A 16,828-nucleotide genomic window follows, 5' to 3' on the forward strand; every position below is an offset into this window, starting at 1 on the left:
AATGCTTTTCACGGGAGCGGAACAGTCGGAGGAATAATCCGACCGTTCACAGCGTCCTCGCTGTTTTTTTCAAAGGAACCTCGTCCCAGTCATGATGACCGGAGACGGGGTATCAACATATCTGGCGTTGATTTTTGGCACGCTGTTGAGTTCTCAAGGAACGGCCGCTTCCTTTGTACTCACCCGAGAGAATCTCTCGCGGCTTTCCTCCGGGCGCTTCCCTTCGGTCTTGCGTTTCCGACTCTATCAGATCTTTTCTCGATCCGATTTCCTCGCTGCTTTCCAGGTTCTCGCTCTCGCGTTTCCCTTTCCGGCGTTTCCGACTCTATCAGATCCTTGCGGTGTCTGATTCCCCGTCAGAAGGGGTTGCCATCCCGGCCGTTGGGCCGTTCCGACGTCTCAAACCTTAGCGGATCCGCTCGGCGATTCCCAATCGGGCCGCCGCACCCCTATTCGAATTGAATTCGGGCACGCCGAAATCAACCCCGTAAGGAGATCGTGCTGTTGGCTTGAGGGTGCCGCTCGCGGCGGCGGAGGTGTTGTCGCAGAACCGTTACGGCTCCGTGGCAACCCGAAGAACTTTACGGATCGGGCAAGGCGCTGTCAAGTGCCCCGCCGCAGGCACCTCGGTCGACTTCAGTCGAGGTCGCTGAGGCGGCCGCCGGCGTCCGGCTGAGCGTGTTCCACCCGGCGGAGGAGCCGGATCAGGACCTCGCCGAGGGCGGCCCGCTCTCCGGGGGAGAGGTCCTGGAGCAGGCCCTCCTCGAAGACGGTCGCCAGGCGCATGGCCTCCAGCCACTTCTCACGGCCGTCGGGGGTCAGCTCCACGATGACACGGACGCGGTTGGACTCGTCCCTCTCCCGGGTGACCAGGCCCTCGGCGACCATGCGGTCGATCCGGTGGGTCATGGCGGCCGGCGTGAGGCCCAGCCTCTTGGCGAGGTCGCTGGGGCCCAGACGGTAGGGGCTGCCGGAGAGGACGAGGGCCTTGAGGACCTCCCACTCGGCGTTGCTGATGCCCAGGCCCGCGGTCTGGCGGCCGTAGGCGACGTTCATCCGGCGGTTCAGACGGGACAGCGCCGAGACGATCTGCTCCACCTGGGGGTCGAGGTCCTGGAACTCGCGCTGGTAGGCGGCGATCTGCTCGTCGAGGGTCGGCTCGCTGCTGACGCCGCCGGGGGTGTCGGCCATGGGCGCAGTATGGCACGCGGCACCTTTGCCTTTAAGTCCTTGAGTATGTAGTCTTTAGCTTCGAACTTTAGGTTCTAAGTCTACACATCTAACTCGTGAGAGAGGTGAACGTGACCAGGGCGATGGGCGCAGCGATGCGCCGGATCCACGTGGGCAACGCACTCAGCGCGTTCGGGCTCGGCTTCACCGTGCCCTACCTGTACGTCTATGTGGCGCAGGTGCGGGGGCTGGGGGCCATGACGGCGGGGCTGGTCCTCGCCGTCTTCGCCGTGGCCGCGCTGATCGTGCTGCCGTTCGCCGGTCGGGCGATCGTGCGGCGCGGCCCGCTTCCGGTCCTGCTCGCCGCCCTGGTCATGGCCGCGCTGGGGGCGCTGAGCCTGGGGCTGGCGGGAAGCGCGGTGGCCGTACTGCTGTCGGCGGCGGCGCTGGGGGCCGGGCAGGCGGTGATGCAGCCGGCGCTGGCGACGATGATCGTCGACTGCTCGACGGCGGACACGCGGTCGCGGGCGTTCGCGACGCAGTTCTTCTTGCAGAACCTGGGGCTGGGGATCGGTGGCCTCATCGGTGGCCACCTGGTCGACACGACCCGGGTCTCGTCCTTCACCCTGCTGTTCGCGATCGAGGCCGCGATCTTCCTGCTGCTGGTCGTGATGGTGTCGACCGCGCGGATGCCGCACTCTCCGCGGATCGAGGCGGCGCCGACCGGGTCGGCGAAGGGCAGCTGGAGGCAGCTGCTCGGGAACCGGGCGATGGTGCAGCTGTGTGTGCTGGGCTTCGTGCTGTTCTTCGCCTGTTACGGGCAGTTCGAGTCGGGGCTGAGTGCGTACGGCGTCGAGGCGGCGGGGATCTCCACCTCCGCGCTCGGTACTGCGCTGGCCGCCAACACCCTGATGATCGTCGTGGCGCAGTTCGCCGTGCTGAAGTTCGTCGAGCGGCGTCGGCGGTCGCGGGTGATCGCGGGTGTGGGTCTGATCTGGGCCGTGGCCTGGCTCGCGGCGGGGTACGCGGGCCTCGGGCACGGCAGCCGGGAGATGGCGACCGCGGCGTTCGTGGCGACGTACGCCCTGTTCGGGCTGGGTGAGGCGATGCTGTCGCCGACGGTCGCCCCGCTGGTGGCCGATCTGGCGCCGGAGGGCATGGCCGGGCAGTACAACTCCGCTTTCGCCCTGGTGAAGCAGCTGGCGCTGGCTGTCGGGCCGGCGGTGGGCGGGCCGCTGGGGGCCGCGCTGGCCGCCCCGTACATCGTGACCTTCCTGCTGTTCTCGCTGGGGATCACCTTCCTGGCGCTGCGGCTCGGGCGACGGCTCACCGCCGCCCAGGATCATCCGTGGACCGCTGCGAAGAGCCGGGTCGTCGCCCGGGGCGGGGCGCCTGCGGAGTCCGTGACCGCATAGCCGTACGGCACCCGGCGACGGGGCCGCGGCCGAGGGTGGGAACGCTCACCGGCGCCGGCAGGGTGCCTCCCCCACCGCCCACCCGTGCCACGGGCCCCCAGGCCCTTGAGGTCCCTTGAGGCACTGGGGGAGGGACGACGCCCGCAGCTACGCGGGCACGCTTCCTACCCCCTCGGCAGCACGAACTCGCACCACACCGCCTTCCCGCCTCCCGGCGTCCTGCGTGACCCCCAGTTCGACGCGATCGTCGCCACGATGGCGATGCCCCGTCCCGATTCGTCGACCGGTTCCGCGCGGCGGCGGCGCGGGAGGTGGTCGTCGCCGTCCGTGACCTCGATGATCAGGCGGCGGTCGGTGCGGCGGAGCCGGAGCCGCATGGGCGGCGTGCCGTGCTGGAGGGAGTTGGCGACCAGCTCGGACGCGGCGAGGACGCCGAGGTCGTGGAGGTCGGCCGGGAAGCGCCAGCTGGTCAGCACGCCGGAGGCGAACGCACGCGCGCGTGGGGCCGCTTCCACGCCGCCGAGGAGTTCCAGGGCGGCGTTGCGGAAGAGGTCGCCGTCGGGGCCCGTGCGGGCGGGGTGCTGGAGGACGAGGACGGCCACGTCGTCGTCGTGATCGGCGGTGACGCCGGCCGAGCGGACCAGGCGGTCGCAGATGACCTGGGGGGTGCCGGTCGCGCCGGCGAGGGCGCGCTCGAGGGCGGCGATGCCCTCGTCGAGGTCCTCGTTGCGCCGTTCCACCAGGCCGTCCGTGTAGAGGACCGCCGTGGAGCCGGGGGTCAGGGGCACCGAACCGGAGGCGTGCATCCAGCCGCCGGTGCCGAGCGGCGGGCCGGTCGGTTCGTCGGCGCGCTGGACGGTGCCGGTCTCGTCGCGGACGAGGATCGGGAGGTGGCCGGCGGACGCGTACACCAGCCGGCCCTCGTTCGGGTCGTGGATGGCGTACACGCACGTGGCGATCTGGTTGGCGTCGATCTCGGCGGCGAGGCCGTCGAGGAGCTGGAGGACCTCGTGCGGGGGGAGGTCGAGGCGGGCGTACGCGCGGACGGCCGTACGGAGCTGGCCCATGACCGCGGCGGCCCGCACGCCTCTGCCCATGACGTCGCCGATGACAAGTGCGGTGCGGCCTCCGCCGAGGGTGATCACGTCGTACCAGTCGCCGCCGACCGCGGCTTCCGTGCCGCCGGGCTGGTAGGTGGCGGCGATGCGGAGGTCGTCGGGTTGTTCCAGTTCCTGGGGGAGCAGGGAGCGCTGGAGGGTCACGGCCGTCTCGCGCTGGCGGCTTTCGCTGGCGCGCAGGCGGGTGGCGGCCTCGGCGTGGTCGGTGACGTCGGTGGCGAAGACCAGCACGGCGCCGTCGCGGTCCGGGTCCTCGGCGACGGGCGTGCAGGTGAAGGTGTAGGAGCGGCCGTCGACGGCCTTGCGGGACTTGAGCGTGCGGGGCTTGCCGCTGCGCAGGACCTGGTCGAGGAGGGGCAGCAGGCCCAGTTCGGCCAGTTCCGGGAGGGCCTCGCGGGCGGGCACGCCCAGGGGGCGGGCGCCGAAGGCGGCGGTGTAGGCGTCGTTGAGGTAGGCGATGCTGTGGTCGGGGCCGTGCACCAGGGCGACGAGGGCCGGGACGCGGTCGAGGACCTCGCGCGCGGGCAGTTCGTCGACGGCGGGTACGGGTGGTGTGCCGTCGGTCGGCTGTTCGGCGCGGGCCGCGGGCACGGAGCCTTCTCCCCGCCGGTCCAGGGAGACCGCGTGCTCGGTCCGCGCTGCGGCGCGGCGCTGCGTTCCGGGGAGCCGGGCGCTCCAGCGCGTGAAGTTCACAGTGGGGAAAGCCTCGTGGGTGCTGAGGGCGGGCGGGTGCCCGTCGGAGGTCGTGGGGAAGTCTGACAGGTGGCCGTCCGCGGCGACATCCGTCAGACGCCGGGGTGGGCCGTGGAGTTCCTGAGTCCGGTCAGGACGACCCCTTCGGGTTGTCCGTGGGGCTGTGAGGAGGCTTTCCACCGGCCGCGAGTTCGAACTCCGCACGGGGGTGTTCGAGCGAGCCGAGAGAGACGATCTCCCGTTTGAAGAGCCCGGCGAGGGTCCACTCGGCGAGCACGCGGGCCTTGCGGTTGAAGGTGGGCACCCTGCTGAGGTGGTAGACGCGGTGCATGAACCAGGCAGGGTAGCCCTTCAGCTTGCGTCCGTAGACCTGGGCGACGCCCTTGTGGAGGCCGAGGGAGGCGACGGAGCCGACGTATTTGTGCGCGTACGTCTGGAGGGGTTCGCCGCGCAGTGCGTGGACGATGTTGTCGCCCAGGACCTTGGCCTGGCGGACGGCGTGCTGGGCGTTGGGGGCGGTCTCGGTGCCGGGTTCGGCGGCGGTGACGTCGGGGACGGCCGCGGCGTCGCCGGCGGCCCAGGCGTGGTCGGTGCCGTCGACGGTCAGCTGGGGGGTGCACCGGAGCCGGCCGCGTTCGTTCAGGGGCAGGTCGGTGGCGGCGAGCAGGGGGCTGGGTTTGACGCCGGCGGTCCACACGACCGTGCGGGTCGGGAAGCGCTGGCCGTCGCTGAGTACGGCGACGCGGTCGGCGCAGGATCCGAGGCGGGTCTCGAGCAGGACCTGGATGCCCCGGCGGCGCAGTTCGGTGACGGTGTAGCGGCCCATCTCCTCGCCGACCTCGGGCAGGATGCGGTTCGAGGCCTCGACGAGGATCCACTTCAGGTCCTGGGGCTGGACGTTGTGGTAGTAGCGGGTGGCGTAGCGGGCCATGTCCTCGAGTTCGGCGAGTGCCTCGACGCCGGCGTAGCCGCCGCCGACGAAGACGTAGGTGAGGGCGGCGTCGCGGATGGCCGGGTCCCGGGTGGAGGAGGCGATGTCCAGCTGCTCGATGACGTGGTTGCGCAGGCCGATGGCTTCCTCGACGGTCTTGAACCCGATGCCGTGTTCGGCGAGGCCGGGGATGGGGAGCGCGCGGGAGATCGAGCCGGGGGCGAGGACGAGTTCGTCGTAGGCCAGGTGTTCGGCGGGATCGCCTTCCTCGGTCGCGAGCGTGGTGAGGGTGGCGGTGCGTGCCGCGTGGTCGATGGACGTCACCTCACCGACGACGATGTGGCACTGGTCCAGTACGCGACGCAGCGGTACGACGACGTGACGAGGGGAAATCAAACCGGCGGCCGCTTCGGGAAGGAACGGCTGGTACGTCATATAGGGGTCGGGAGTGACGACAGTGATGTCGACGGCACCCTGCCTGAGCTCGCGCTTCAGCTTCCGCTGAAGGCGCAGGGCCGTGTACATCCCGACGTAGCCGCCGCCGACAACGAGAATGCGCGCACGTTCCTTCACCATCCCATGACGCACCCGGCGCTGTGGTTTGTCCACAGCCCCGGCAAATTGTGTGACCGGTGCGCGGGCATGCGCGGGGTTGGCCGGTTCGGCGGATCGGGGCGAAAGCGGGCAGGTCAGCGGGGGAGGGCGCAAGGGCGCGGGGGTGCGTAATCGGGACGTATGCGCCTCGTACTCCGATCGGGGGGCGCTCCGTGCGGAACCTGCCCCTTCTGAATTGACAGCCTCTCAACTATGTTCGTGTCGACGGGGTGTAGAGGATGTGGTCGAACGGGTCCGCGACGGGCGGTCCCGGTCGGGGAACGGTGCCTGTTCCGCGCACTCCGGAATCAGTGGCGGGGAAAGTCTCCGGGGGGAGACGTCGTTAACCGGGGGAACAACCATGCATATTCAGGACACTCATTGGGCATCCGCGTCCGCCATCGCGCCCGGTGGCGCGGCGGTGGGCGGAGTGATGAGCGCGGCGGCGGGCAACGGACGCGGGGACAGTGCGCGGACGACGCCGTTGCGGGTGGACGCACAGCGCAATCTGGAGCACGTGCTGCGTGCGGCGCGCGAGGTCTTCGGCGAGCTGGGTTACGGCGCGCCGATGGAGGACGTGGCGCGGCGCGCGCGGGTCGGCGTCGGCACGGTGTACCGGCGCTTCCCGAGCAAGGACGTTCTGGTGCGGCGGATAGCCGAGGAGGAGACCTCCCGGCTGACGGACCAGGCGCGTGCGGCGCTCGGTCAGGAGGACGAGCCGTGGTCGGCGCTGTCGCGCTTCCTGCGCACGTCGGTGGCCTCGGGTGCGGGGCGGCTGCTGCCGCCGCAGGTGCTGCGGGTCGGCGTCTCGGAGGACGACGGCGACGCCGTGGCCGAGGAGCCGCGGGTGCCGCAGCAACGGACGCAGCCGGGCAACGGTGAGCTGCGGCTGGTGTCCGAGCAGCCTGCGGTGGTGGCCGAGGACGACGCGGGGGCGGCGGCGCTGCTCGACGTGGTGGGCCAGCTCGTGGAGCGGGCCCGCGCGGCGGGCGAGCTGCGGCCGGACGTGTCGGTGTCGGACGTGCTGCTGGTGATCGCGACGGCGGCGCCCTCGCTGCCGGACGCGGCCCAGCAGGCGGCGGCCTCGGCACGGCTGCTGGACATCCTGCTGGAGGGGCTGCGGTCCCGTCCGGCGTGATGGAACAGGGAAGTTGATCGTATCCGGGCGGGGCGGGTTCCTCGAGCCCTCCCCCGTCCGGGTGACTCCCTGTACCGCTCGGCGGGAAGTCCGCTCGGACGAGTGGATGGTCCGTGAAAGCGCGGTCCTGAACAAAAGCCAGTGTGGCACTCTGACCGGGTGATCGGGTCGGGCTGGGCTGGTGGCGGGGGCTTTGCGCGATGAGTGGTGACGGGCGGGACGGGTCTCTCGGTGACGGTGACGCGGAGACCGGCGGGCTGACCTCCCCGCAGGTACCGAGCCAGGGCGGCCGGGCGCACCTGCCGCCCGACCGCGACGGGGGCGGCGTGCCGGCCCAGCGCGAGGGCGGTGCCCTGGCGCCGCGGATGCCGCCGCGGTCCGACGGCGAGCTGATCGGGCGGATGCGTTCGCGCGACGACAGCGCGTACGAGGAGCTGTACCGGCGGCACGCGGACGCGGTGCGCCGCTATGCCCGGACCTGCTGCCGTGACGCCCACACCGCGGACGATCTGACCGCCGAGGTCTTCGCCCGCATGTTGCAGGCGGTGCGGGGCGGCTCGGGACCCGAGTACGCCGTGCGCGCGTATCTGCTCACCTCCGTCCGGCGCGTCGCCGCGCAGTGGACGAAATCGTCCCGGCGTGAGCAACTCGTCGACGACTTCGCGGTGTTCGCCGCGCAGTCCGCGCGGGCCCCGGAGGACGACGGCACGTCGGGCCTGGGCGCCGATGTGCGCGCGATGCACGAGGCCGAGCAGTCCCTGGCCATGCGGGCGTTCCGCTCGCTGCCGGAGCGCTGGCAGGCCGTGCTGTGGCACACCGATGTGGAGGACGAGTCGCCGAGCCAGGTCGCCACGCTGTTCGGGCTGGACGCCAACGGCACGCGCGTGCTCGCCAGCCGCGCCCGTGAGGGCTTGAAGCAGGCCTATCTCCAGGCCCATGTCAGCGCGGATCTCACCGACGACGCGGGGTGCGCCCGGTACGCCGACCAGCTCGGCACCTATGCCCGGCGCAGGCTGCGTACCCGTGCCGAGCGGGGGTTGCGCAAGCATCTGGAGGAGTGCGCCAGGTGCCGGCTCGCGGCCGCCCAGATCGAGGAGGTCGCCGGCGGCATCCCCGCCGTCGTGCCGGTCGCGGTCATCGGCTGGTTCGGTGCCGCCGGGTATGCCAAGGCGCTCGGGATCATCGCCGGCGGGGTGGGCGCCGCGGGCGCGGCCGCCGTAGCGGGCGGCTCGTCCGGTGGGGCCGGCGCGGGCGGCGGCGGGGCTGCCGTCGCGGAGGGCCTGGGTGCGCCGGTGAAGGCCGGTATCGCGGTCGGGGTGGTCGCGGCCGGGGTGGCCGCTGTGGCGCTCGCGCTGGTCCACCCTGACGAGCCGGTCAAACAGACGGCCGCGCCCTCACCGTCGGGCCCGGCAGTCCGGCCCGAGCCCGGGTCGCCCACCCCCGCGCCCCCGAAGGAGGAACCCGCGCCCGCCCGCCCCGCTGTCGCGCCCGGGCCCGAAGCAACCCCTGCGGCGCTCACCCGGTCTCCCGCACACGCCCGCGGCCCGAGCACCGGGCCGGCCCCGGCCCCGACCTCGTCCCCCACCACCCCGGGCACCGGACCGGCCCCCGCCCCCGAACCGACACGGCCCGAACCGACGCGCCCCACACCGACGCCGACCCCCACGCCCACTCCCCCGCAGACACCGGTCGTCTACGAGTGGAGCGAGCTGCGGTACGACGTCACCGGCGACGGCACGGCACCCGAGATGCGGATCGCCGACAGCAGCTGGGTGTGGCAGCGGTACGGCGTGACGGTCGCCGGGAAGTGGTACGCGCACGGGGTGACCGTCCACGGCGAGTCCTCCGTCACCGTCGACCTCAACCGCTCCTGCTCCGCCTATGACGCGCTGATCGGCGTCGACGACCTGACGCTGGGGCTCGGCGAGGTCTCCTTCTCCGTCTACGCGGACGGCGTCCGGCAGTGGAAGTCCGGCGTGGTCGAGGGCGGGGACCCGGCCGTCCCGGTCCATGTGAACCTGGCCGGGCACCGGACGGTACGGCTGGTGGTCGAGCCGCGGCATGCCCTGGACTCCGCCGCGCTCGCGGACTGGGCTCGGGCGCGGTTCACCTGCCGGTAGCGGTCGGTGTCCTGGCCGCCAGCTCACGCAGCACGTCGTCCACGGTGAAGGTGGCGCCCCGGGCCCGCTCGGCCGTGTAGCGGTCGCCGGGCAGGGTGGCACGGGCGGTGGCGTTGATCTGCTCGGCCCGGGTGCGCTCCGGCTCGGAGCGCGGATGGCCGCCGCGCCAGTGGTCACCGGCGGCGAACAGCCGGACCGCGCCCGCAAGGTCGCCGATCCGGGCCAGCAGGTCCGCCGCGATGTCCACGAGCACCGCCGTGATCGACTCGGCGCACTGCTGCTCCGTGGCCTCCCGCAGGGCGTGCGCGATGATCGGCAGCCCTCGCGCCGGGCCCGACTCGCCGGCGGTGATGAGGGCGTCCGTCGCGTGCAGCCCCGCCATGAACTGCGGCGGGGGCGTGCCCTGCCCGGTCGCCGCGCGGGCCGCCTCCCACATTTCGCGCGCCTGGGCGAAGTCCCCGTCGTGCTGCGCGAAGTGTGCCTGAAGCAGCAGGATGAAGGCCCGGGCGTCCGCCACCCCGTACCGGTCGGCCGCCATGTTCGCCTCGTTCAGGCCGGTCAGCGCCTGCTCACGTTCCCCGGAGCGGTAAGCGATCTCGGCGAGCCGGGCGAGGAGGAACGGTGCCTCGGCGTACGCGCCGACCTCGTAGGCGAGCCGCAGCGCCTCCTCGTACTCGCTCCCGGCCTCCTCGAACCGGCCGCGCACCATGGCCGCCTCGCCGGCCGCGCTGCACACCTGCGCCCGCATCCAGCGGTCTCCGGCCCGCCGACTGAGCAGGCGCAGCTCGGCCAGGTCGTCGTCCACGCCCCGCAGGTTGCCGGGCGAGTCCACGACCATGTGCGTGCGGAACATCAGGACGGCGCCGATCTCCCAGTCGCCGCCGTACTCACGGCAGTTGGCGACCACCCCGTCCATGAGGGGCCGTAGGTCGACCGGTCCGCCCAGGTAGTAGGCGGCCATCGGCCACAGGAGGCCGGGCATCCGGGCGGCGTGCGGGCCGCCGTCCTGGAAGGCGTCCTGCACCCGGGCGACGTAGGCGGGGGCCCGTTCGTCCGCCGCGAGGGTCCGGGGGGTGGACTCGGACGTCAGGAAGAGGTGCAGCATCCGCAGGTCCATGCGCAGGGCGTGCCGGGGGTGCCCGGTCTCCCCGTCCGGGGCTTCGAGCAAGGCGCCCACCGGGTCGGCGGATTCGGTCAGGGCGTGCAGTTCCTCCAGCGAGGCTCCCTCGGGGGCGGTGTCCAGGGCCACGCCCAGGCGCAGGACGCGCTGTACCCACGCCACGGACTCCTGGCGGTAGTTCCGGAGCCACCAGAACCAGCCCATGCCGAGGACGAGCGCACCGGCCTGCGCCTCGTCGCCGGTGTGCACCGCGCGGTCGAGGGCCGCGCGGATGTTGTCGAGCTCGGTCTCCAGGCGGGAGATCCACGGCAGCTGCTCCCCGGACCGCAGCAGCGGATCGGCCTTCTCGACCAGCGTGCGCACCCACGCGCCGTGCCGCCGCTCGGCCGCCGCGCGCGGCTCGGGAAGCTCGGCGGCGCGCTCGGCGGCGTACTCGTGGATGGTCTCCAGCATGCGGTACCGCATGCCGCTGTCGTAGGCGGCGCCGTCGTGCTCGCACGGGGCCGCCACGATCAGGGACTTGTCGACCAGCGCGCCGACCAGGTCCGCCGCCGGTCCGGTGCACACGGCCTCCGCCGCCGCGAGGTCCCAGCCGCCGGCGAACACCGACACCTCGCGCAGGACCGTCCGCTCCCGCTCGTCGAGCAGTTCCCAGGACCAGTCGACGACCGCGCGCAGGGTCTGCTGGCGGGGCAGGACGGTGCGGCTTCCGGAGGTGAGGAGGCGGAAGCGGTCGTCGAGGCGGTCGGCGATCTGCCGGGGCGTCAGCAGTCTGAGCCGGGCCGCGGCCAGCTCGATGGCGAGCGGCAGACCGTCCAGGCGGCGGCAGATCTCGTCCACGGCCGCGGTGTCCTTCAGCACGGCGGCGGCGTCGGGGTGGACGGCCGCCGCGCGCTCCGCGAAGAGCCGGTGCGCCTGCTCGGGGACGAGGGGTTCGACCGGGCGCACCGCCTCACCGGGGACGCCCAGGGGTTCACGGCTGGTGGCGAGGATCGTGAGTTCCGGGCAGCGGGTGAGCAGCGTCTCGGCGAGGTGGGCGGCCGCGCCGATGACGTGTTCGCAGTTGTCAAGGATCAGGAGCTGGCTGCGCGGGGCGCAGTACTCGACGAGCAGGGCGACCGGGTCGTCGTGGGGGGCCACCAGGTCGTTGGTCATGAGCACGGTCTCGCGCAGACCGAGCGCGCTGACCACCGCGCCGGGGACCGCCTCCGGCCGGTCGAGCGGGGCGAGCTCGACCAGCCACGCCTGCGGATGCCCGGCGGCGGCCTCCTCGGCGAGACGGGTCTTCCCCGAGCCGCCCGGTCCGGTGAGGGTGACGAGACGGCCCCTTTGCAAGTCGGAACGAACGGCTTCGAGTTCGGGTTCCCGCCCGACGAAGGAGGTGAGGCGGGGACGGAGGTTGCCGGTGCGGCGGGGCGGGGCCGCCGGTGCCGGTGCTGGGGGCGGTGGCGGTTGCGGTGGCGTCTCCTGGTTGAGCAACGAAGCGTGCAGGGCCTGGAGTTCCGGGCCCGGATCGGTGCCGAGGGCGTCGGCGAGGGTGTGGCGGGCGGACTCGTACGCGGCGAGCGCGTCGGCGGTGCGGCCCGTGTCCCGCAGGGCGCGGATGAGGAGGGCGTGCAGCGGTTCGTCGTACGGGTGGGCGGTGGTCAGCTCCGTCAGCTCCGGTACGACGGCGTGGGCGCGGCCGAGTCGCAGCGCGGCGTCGGCTCGGGTGCGGGTCGCCTCCAGGCGGAGGGCCTCCGGGCGGGTGGCGGCGGTGCGGTCGGGGAGGTCGGCCAGGGCGGGGCCGCGCCACAGGGCGAGGGCGTCGGTCAGGATGCGGGAGGCGGTGGCCGGGTCGTCGCGGTGCAGGGCGGCGGTGCCGTCGCGGACCATGCGCTCGAAGACGAAGAGGTCGATGTCCTCCCGCGTCGCGGTGAGGCGGTAACCGCCGGGTTCCGAGGCGACGGCGTGCTTGCCCACGGCACGGCGGAGGCGTCCGACCAGCGCCTGGAGGGCGGCCGGGGCGTCCTGGGGCGGGTCGTCCGCCCAGACCTCGTCGATCAGGGTGTCGGGGGTGGTGGTGCGGTCGGGGCGCAGGGCCAGAGCGGTGAGAAGGGCACGCAGACGCTGACCGCCGAGGGGTAGGGGGGTGCCCTGGTCGTCCGTCGCTTGGGTTACGCCCAGGATTCTGTACCGCATCAGCTCATTGTGGCCGGGGCGCGGCGGGGTTGGCACCGGGGTTCGGGTGCCGTCGGAAGCGCCGGGTGCGTACTTCTCAGCCGCGCGTACGGACCAGCCTCACCCCCCTGAGGCCAGTGCCCCGCGTCGCGGTGTGATCCCGGAGGGCACCGCACGCGCGCGTGCCGGTGTTCCCGTCCAGCAGGTGCCCCGGCGGGACAGCAGGCGGCGCAGCCACAGTTCCAGGGAGACGAGGTCCGCCAGGCCGTCCAGCGGGAGGGGTTCGCCGGCTGCCGCGCCGCGCAGGGCCTTGCGGACGACGCGGGCCTCGACCAGGCCGGCCTCGGCGAGCAGCGGGGTGCCGAAGAGGGAGACGAGGGAGTCGGCGGCCACCCTCAGCCCGGTGCGGGTGGCCGCGGCCGAGGAGGCGTGGGAGGGGGCGCCCCAGCCGGGCGGGAGGTCGGTGATGCCGGCGCCCTTCAGGACCGTACGCAGGATGTCGGCGCGTGCTCCGGGCTGGACGCGGAGGGCCTCGGGGAGGTCGCGGCAGGCGCGGACGACCTGGTTGTCGAGAAAGGGGGCGTGCAGCCGCTGGAAGCGGATCTCGGCGGCCTGTTCGAGGACGCGGATGTCCGCGGCGTAGCGGGTCAGTGCGGCACGCGCGCGATGGTCGCCGGGGCGCTGTCCGGGACCCACGCCGGAGCGGTTCACCGCCCCCTGGAGCAGAACCGATACTTCAGCGAGTGCCTCTCCGGTCAGCCAGCGTGCCGCCGGCCCGGGTCTGGCCCAGGTGAGCGCCGCGAGGGACGCTCCGACCGCGCCCCCGGGTTCTTCGAAGCGGCGGCGCAGCAGCCGCTCGGCGAGCGCCTCCACGCCGGTGCGGTAGGGCGTCCGTGCCAGCCGCCGCGCCGCGCCGTACACGCGCGCGGGGACCATCACCGAGCCGTCCGCCTTGGCCAGTGCGGCGACCGGCCGTACCAGGTGGCGCCGTTTGCGGTCCATCAGCAGGTCCGCCAGGCGGGCGGGGTGGGCGTCCAGGACCTGGCGGGCGCCGTGTCCGGTGAAGTGGTCCGCGCTGCCGGCGGCCAGGCGCGCGCGGTGGCGGGCCGCCGTGATCAGGGACGGTCCCGGTTCGTCGGTGAGGGGTCCGTCCAGGTCGGCGTACGGCAGGACCTCCTCGCCGCCGGTCACCACCACGTGGTGCAGGCGCGGGTTGGCCGCGAGCGCTCCCGCGCGTTCCAGTTCCGCCTCCCGGCCGCCCACGGCCAGGTCGTTGAACGTGACGGCCAGCAGGCGCTCCCCGGCTCCCGTGCCGTGCCCGAGGACCGTGCCCGGCATGCCCGGCAGCCCGGCCGCCAGCAGGGCGAGGGTGCCCGAGGCAGGGCCGCCGGACAGGTCGGCGCCGATCCCGGGTACGGGCGTCCCGCGCGCGGCCCGTCGCTCGGCGGGTCCCATGCCGGGTACCGGCCCGGGGTCTATGTCGGCCCCGGGTACGTGCCGGGGCGCGGAGAGCCGGGCGCGGACGGCGTCCACGAGCGCGTCGCGCACCGCGTCCACCGCGCGGTCGGGGTCGGCCGACGGCGCCGCGACCGCGAGGGAGGCGACCGGCTCGTACCCGGCGATCTCACGCGACCCGGCGCGCAGGATGAGCGCATGCCCCGGCGGAACCCGGCGCACGCCGTCGTACGGCGTGGAGTCGTACAGCGCGGCCGGTACGTCGGGGGCGGCGAGCAGGGCCGCGAGGTGACCGAAGTCGAGGTTGGCCTCGATGAGGTCGGCGAGCGGCAGCGCGGCCGTCGCATAGGCCGCGCCACCCGCCCAGGGGGTGTAGAACACCGGGCGGGCGCCCGCGAGGTCGCCGCAGACGGTGACGCGGCGGCCGACCTGGACGACGGCCGTGTAGCTGCCGGGCCAGGTCGTCAGATGCCGGAGTGCGCCCCCGCGCGCGGTGAACAGGCCGAGCCGCAGCTCCTCGTCGGAGGCCCCGCAGGTGCCCAGGACGGCGATCCGGTTCTGGGCGTCGGCCTTCACGACCCGCACCTCGTCCGGACGCCAGTCGCCGACCGCCCACAGCGGATCCGGGTCGCCCCAAAGGAGTTGGGAGCCGATCGGGTGCACGGTCTCGCCGTCGTCCCCGACAGCGCCGGCGGAGCCGATTCCGGCGGCGCCCGCGGCGGTGCTGCTCCATCCCACCAACCACCGCATGGACGCCTCCACAGGCTGTGGACAACCAGTGCACCGTACGAACCGGGTCCCATGCTGCCATGAAGAACGCGCCCCCGAGGGGCGGCGGCGCCGCCTTGGGTGCCGTCGGCGCACCTCTGCGCGCGCACCCGTGCGGAAGTCGAACAGAAGCCAACGCCCGTACGGCGTACGGTCGCTGCGACTCGAATGCGCCCCCGAAACGCTCCCCGAAAACGCCCTTCGCGCCCTCAACTCCCGTGGTAGGAGCGGTGATCGCACCCGAAAGAGGGGGGTCGATTTTCGGCCAATCTGGCGCGACGCGAACAGGTTTGAGCACGCTCCGTACATGCTCTGCGCAGCGCACGGACAACGCACAGTCCGGGAGGCGGGCATCGCCTCCCGGACCGGTCCGCCACCCGCGGGGATGAAGGTGGCGGTGTCCCCCAGCCCACTGGATCCAGTACAGCGGGCCGACCCACGCATGACCCATGGAACCGCTCCCCCGGTGGCCGGAGAAGAGCGCACGGACGGGCGCACGGCCACACGGCGGGGGCACGGCGCGACAGCCCGTGCACGGTGCGTACAGGGCCGGCGGCTCAGGACGGGCCACAATCCCGCCATCCGGAAGAATGCCCCTTAACGCTTGGGATGCGGCGAACTACGCTGGGTTTACGAATGCCGCGTGGTTATGCCAGCGCGGCAGCCGTCTGTGTCGAGGGGTGGCCATGTCCAGGGAGCAACGCGGGCCGAACGAAAAACTCGGCACCGTTCTCGCCCTCGCGGGAATCAGCAACGCAGGACTCGCGCGACGCGTCAACGATCTTGGCGCTCAACGCGGGTTGACTCTTCGCTACGACAAGACGTCGGTGGCGCGCTGGGTGTCGAAGGGGATGGTGCCGCAGGGTGCCGCGCCGCACCTCATCGCCGCCGCCATCGGCCAGAAGCTCGGCCGCCCGGTGCCGCTCCACGAGATCGGCCTGGCGGACGCGGATCCCGCCCCCGAAGTCGGCCTCGCCTTCCCCAGAGACGTGGGGCAGGCGGTGCGGTCGGCGACGGAGCTGTACCGCCTCGACCTCGCCGGGCGCCGGGCCGGCGTCGGCGGCATCTGGCAGTCTCTGGCCGGGTCGTTCGCGGTGAGCGCATACGCAACGCCCGCCTCACGCTGGCTGATAACCCCCGCCGACAGCTCGGTCGCGCGGGACGCGAACCCCTCCGAGGGCTCCGGCGCACCGATCAAAGTCGGCCACAGCGATGTGCAGAAACTGCGGGAGGCAGCCGAGGACGCCAGGCGCTGGGACTCCAAATACGGAGGCGGCGACTGGCGTTCGTCCATGGTGCCCGAGTGCCTCAGGGTGGAGGCGGCGCCGCTGCTGCTCGGCTCGTACTCGGACGAGGTCGGCCGCGCCCTCTTCGGGGCCACCGCCGAACTCACCCGGCTGGCGGGCTGGATGGCCTTCGACACCGGCCAGCAGGAGGCCGCGCAGCGCTACTACATCCAGGCGCTGCGCCTCGCGCGGGCGGCCGCGGACGTCCCCCTCGGGGGCTATGTGCTGGCCTCCATGTCGTTGCAGGCGACGTACCGGGGCTTCGGCGACGAGGGCGTCGATCTCGCGCAGGCCGCCCTGGAGCGCAACCGCGGCCTGGCCACCGCCCGCACCATGAGCTTCTTCCGCCTGGTCGAGGCACGCGCGCACGCGCGCGCGGGTGACGCCCACGCGGCCGGCGGGGCGCTGCGCGCCGCCGAGGGCTGGCTGGAGCGGGCCCGGGACGGCGACCAGGACGCGTCCTGGCTCGGCTTCTACGGCTACGACCGGTTCGCCGCCGACGCCGCCGAGTGCTACCGGGATCTGAAGGCCCCGCGCCAGGTCCGCCGCTTCACCGAGCAGGCGCTGTCGAAGCCGACGGAGGAGTTCGTGCGCTCGCACGGGCTCCGGCTCGTCGTCTCGGCGGTCGCCGAGCTGGAGTCCGGCAATCTGGACGCGGCCTGCGAGCAGGGCGTGCGGGCGGTCGAGGTCGCCGGGCGGATCTCCTCGGCGCGCACCACCGAGTACGTGAAGGATCTCCTGCACCGGCTGGAACCGTACGGGGACGAACCGCGGGTGGTGGAATTGCGGGAGCGGGCCCGACCGCTGCTGATGGCTCCAGCCTGAGCCCGGCCTCCCGGGTTTGAGGGCATTGTCAGTGG

At 73.0% G+C, this 16,828-nt stretch carries 9 protein-coding genes; 4 read left to right on the forward strand and 5 right to left on the reverse strand.

Translation table 11 applies throughout. The features are described 5' to 3' along the window. Nucleotides 1-636 precede the first annotated feature (636 nt). Nucleotides 637-1,191 carry a MarR family winged helix-turn-helix transcriptional regulator gene (locus tag ACWGJM_RS45180; protein ID WP_453417615.1) on the reverse strand — a complete coding sequence of 185 codons (555 nt, stop codon included), beginning with the start codon at nucleotides 1,189-1,191 and terminating at the stop codon, nucleotides 637-639. A gap of 134 nt (nucleotides 1,192-1,325) precedes the next feature. On the opposite strand from ACWGJM_RS45180, the gene ACWGJM_RS45185 reads away from it, so the two are divergent. After that, on the forward strand, nucleotides 1,326-2,585 hold the full coding sequence (locus tag ACWGJM_RS45185) for an MFS transporter (protein WP_453417639.1): 1,260 nt from the start codon (nucleotides 1,326-1,328) through the stop codon (nucleotides 2,583-2,585). A 164-nt stretch (nucleotides 2,586-2,749) separates the two neighbouring features. On the opposite strand, the gene ACWGJM_RS45190 is transcribed toward ACWGJM_RS45185, so the two are convergent. Further along, nucleotides 2,750-4,396 (reverse strand): ATP-binding SpoIIE family protein phosphatase, encoded by a 1,647-nt coding sequence (locus ACWGJM_RS45190; RefSeq protein ID WP_453417616.1) that lies wholly within the window; start codon nucleotides 4,394-4,396, stop codon nucleotides 2,750-2,752. Between the two features lie 130 nt (nucleotides 4,397-4,526). Continuing rightward, nucleotides 4,527-5,903: an NAD(P)/FAD-dependent oxidoreductase gene (locus tag ACWGJM_RS45195; protein ID WP_453417617.1), complete on the reverse strand. Its 1,377-nt coding sequence runs from the start codon at nucleotides 5,901-5,903 to the stop codon at nucleotides 4,527-4,529. A gap of 379 nt (nucleotides 5,904-6,282) precedes the next feature. Here ACWGJM_RS45195 and ACWGJM_RS45200 point away from each other — a divergent pair, with 379 nt between their 5' ends. Further along, on the forward strand, nucleotides 6,283-7,059 hold the full coding sequence (locus ACWGJM_RS45200) for a TetR/AcrR family transcriptional regulator (RefSeq protein ID WP_453417618.1): 777 nt from the start codon (nucleotides 6,283-6,285) through the stop codon (nucleotides 7,057-7,059). 200 nt (nucleotides 7,060-7,259) lie between these two features. Continuing rightward, entirely contained in the window at nucleotides 7,260-9,179 is a 1,920-nt protein-coding gene (locus ACWGJM_RS45205) for a sigma-70 family RNA polymerase sigma factor (RefSeq protein WP_453417619.1), read from the forward strand. On the opposite strand, the gene ACWGJM_RS45210 is transcribed toward ACWGJM_RS45205, so the two are convergent. Further along, complete coding sequence (locus tag ACWGJM_RS45210; protein WP_453417620.1) at nucleotides 9,166-12,480, reverse strand: BTAD domain-containing putative transcriptional regulator; 3,315 nt, start codon at nucleotides 12,478-12,480, stop codon at nucleotides 9,166-9,168. The genes ACWGJM_RS45205 and ACWGJM_RS45210 overlap by 14 nt on opposite strands. A gap of 99 nt (nucleotides 12,481-12,579) precedes the next feature. Then, the gene (locus ACWGJM_RS45215; protein WP_453417621.1) at nucleotides 12,580-14,664 is read right to left on the reverse strand and encodes an asparagine synthase-related protein; all 2,085 of its coding nucleotides are present in this window, start codon (nucleotides 14,662-14,664) and stop codon (nucleotides 12,580-12,582) included. Nucleotides 14,665-15,368: 704 nt separating this feature from the next. Here ACWGJM_RS45215 and ACWGJM_RS45220 point away from each other — a divergent pair. Next, a complete protein-coding gene (locus ACWGJM_RS45220; protein WP_453417622.1) occupies nucleotides 15,369-16,793 on the forward strand; it encodes an MFS transporter in 1,425 nt (474 codons plus the stop codon). Nucleotides 16,794-16,828: the final 35 nt, after the last annotated feature.

The organism is Streptomyces sp. NPDC054834 (genome assembly GCF_053611185.1).

Excerpts from the sequence above, each read along its gene's own strand:
- ACWGJM_RS45215 (WP_453417621.1), bottom strand. The coding sequence starts at position 14,664 with ATGCGGTGGTTGGTGGGATGGAGCAGCACCGCCGCGGGCGCCGCCGGA.
- ACWGJM_RS45220 (WP_453417622.1), top strand. The coding sequence starts at position 15,369 with ATGTCCAGGGAGCAACGCGGGCCGAACGAAAAACTCGGCACCGTTCTC.
- ACWGJM_RS45180 (WP_453417615.1), bottom strand. The coding sequence starts at position 1,191 with ATGGCCGACACCCCCGGCGGCGTCAGCAGCGAGCCGACCCTCGACGAG.
- ACWGJM_RS45205 (WP_453417619.1), top strand. The coding sequence starts at position 7,260 with ATGAGTGGTGACGGGCGGGACGGGTCTCTCGGTGACGGTGACGCGGAG.
- ACWGJM_RS45195 (WP_453417617.1), bottom strand. The coding sequence starts at position 5,903 with ATGGTGAAGGAACGTGCGCGCATTCTCGTTGTCGGCGGCGGCTACGTC.
- ACWGJM_RS45200 (WP_453417618.1), top strand. The coding sequence starts at position 6,283 with ATGCATATTCAGGACACTCATTGGGCATCCGCGTCCGCCATCGCGCCC.
- ACWGJM_RS45185 (WP_453417639.1), top strand. The coding sequence starts at position 1,326 with ATGCGCCGGATCCACGTGGGCAACGCACTCAGCGCGTTCGGGCTCGGC.
- ACWGJM_RS45210 (WP_453417620.1), bottom strand. The coding sequence starts at position 12,480 with ATGCGGTACAGAATCCTGGGCGTAACCCAAGCGACGGACGACCAGGGC.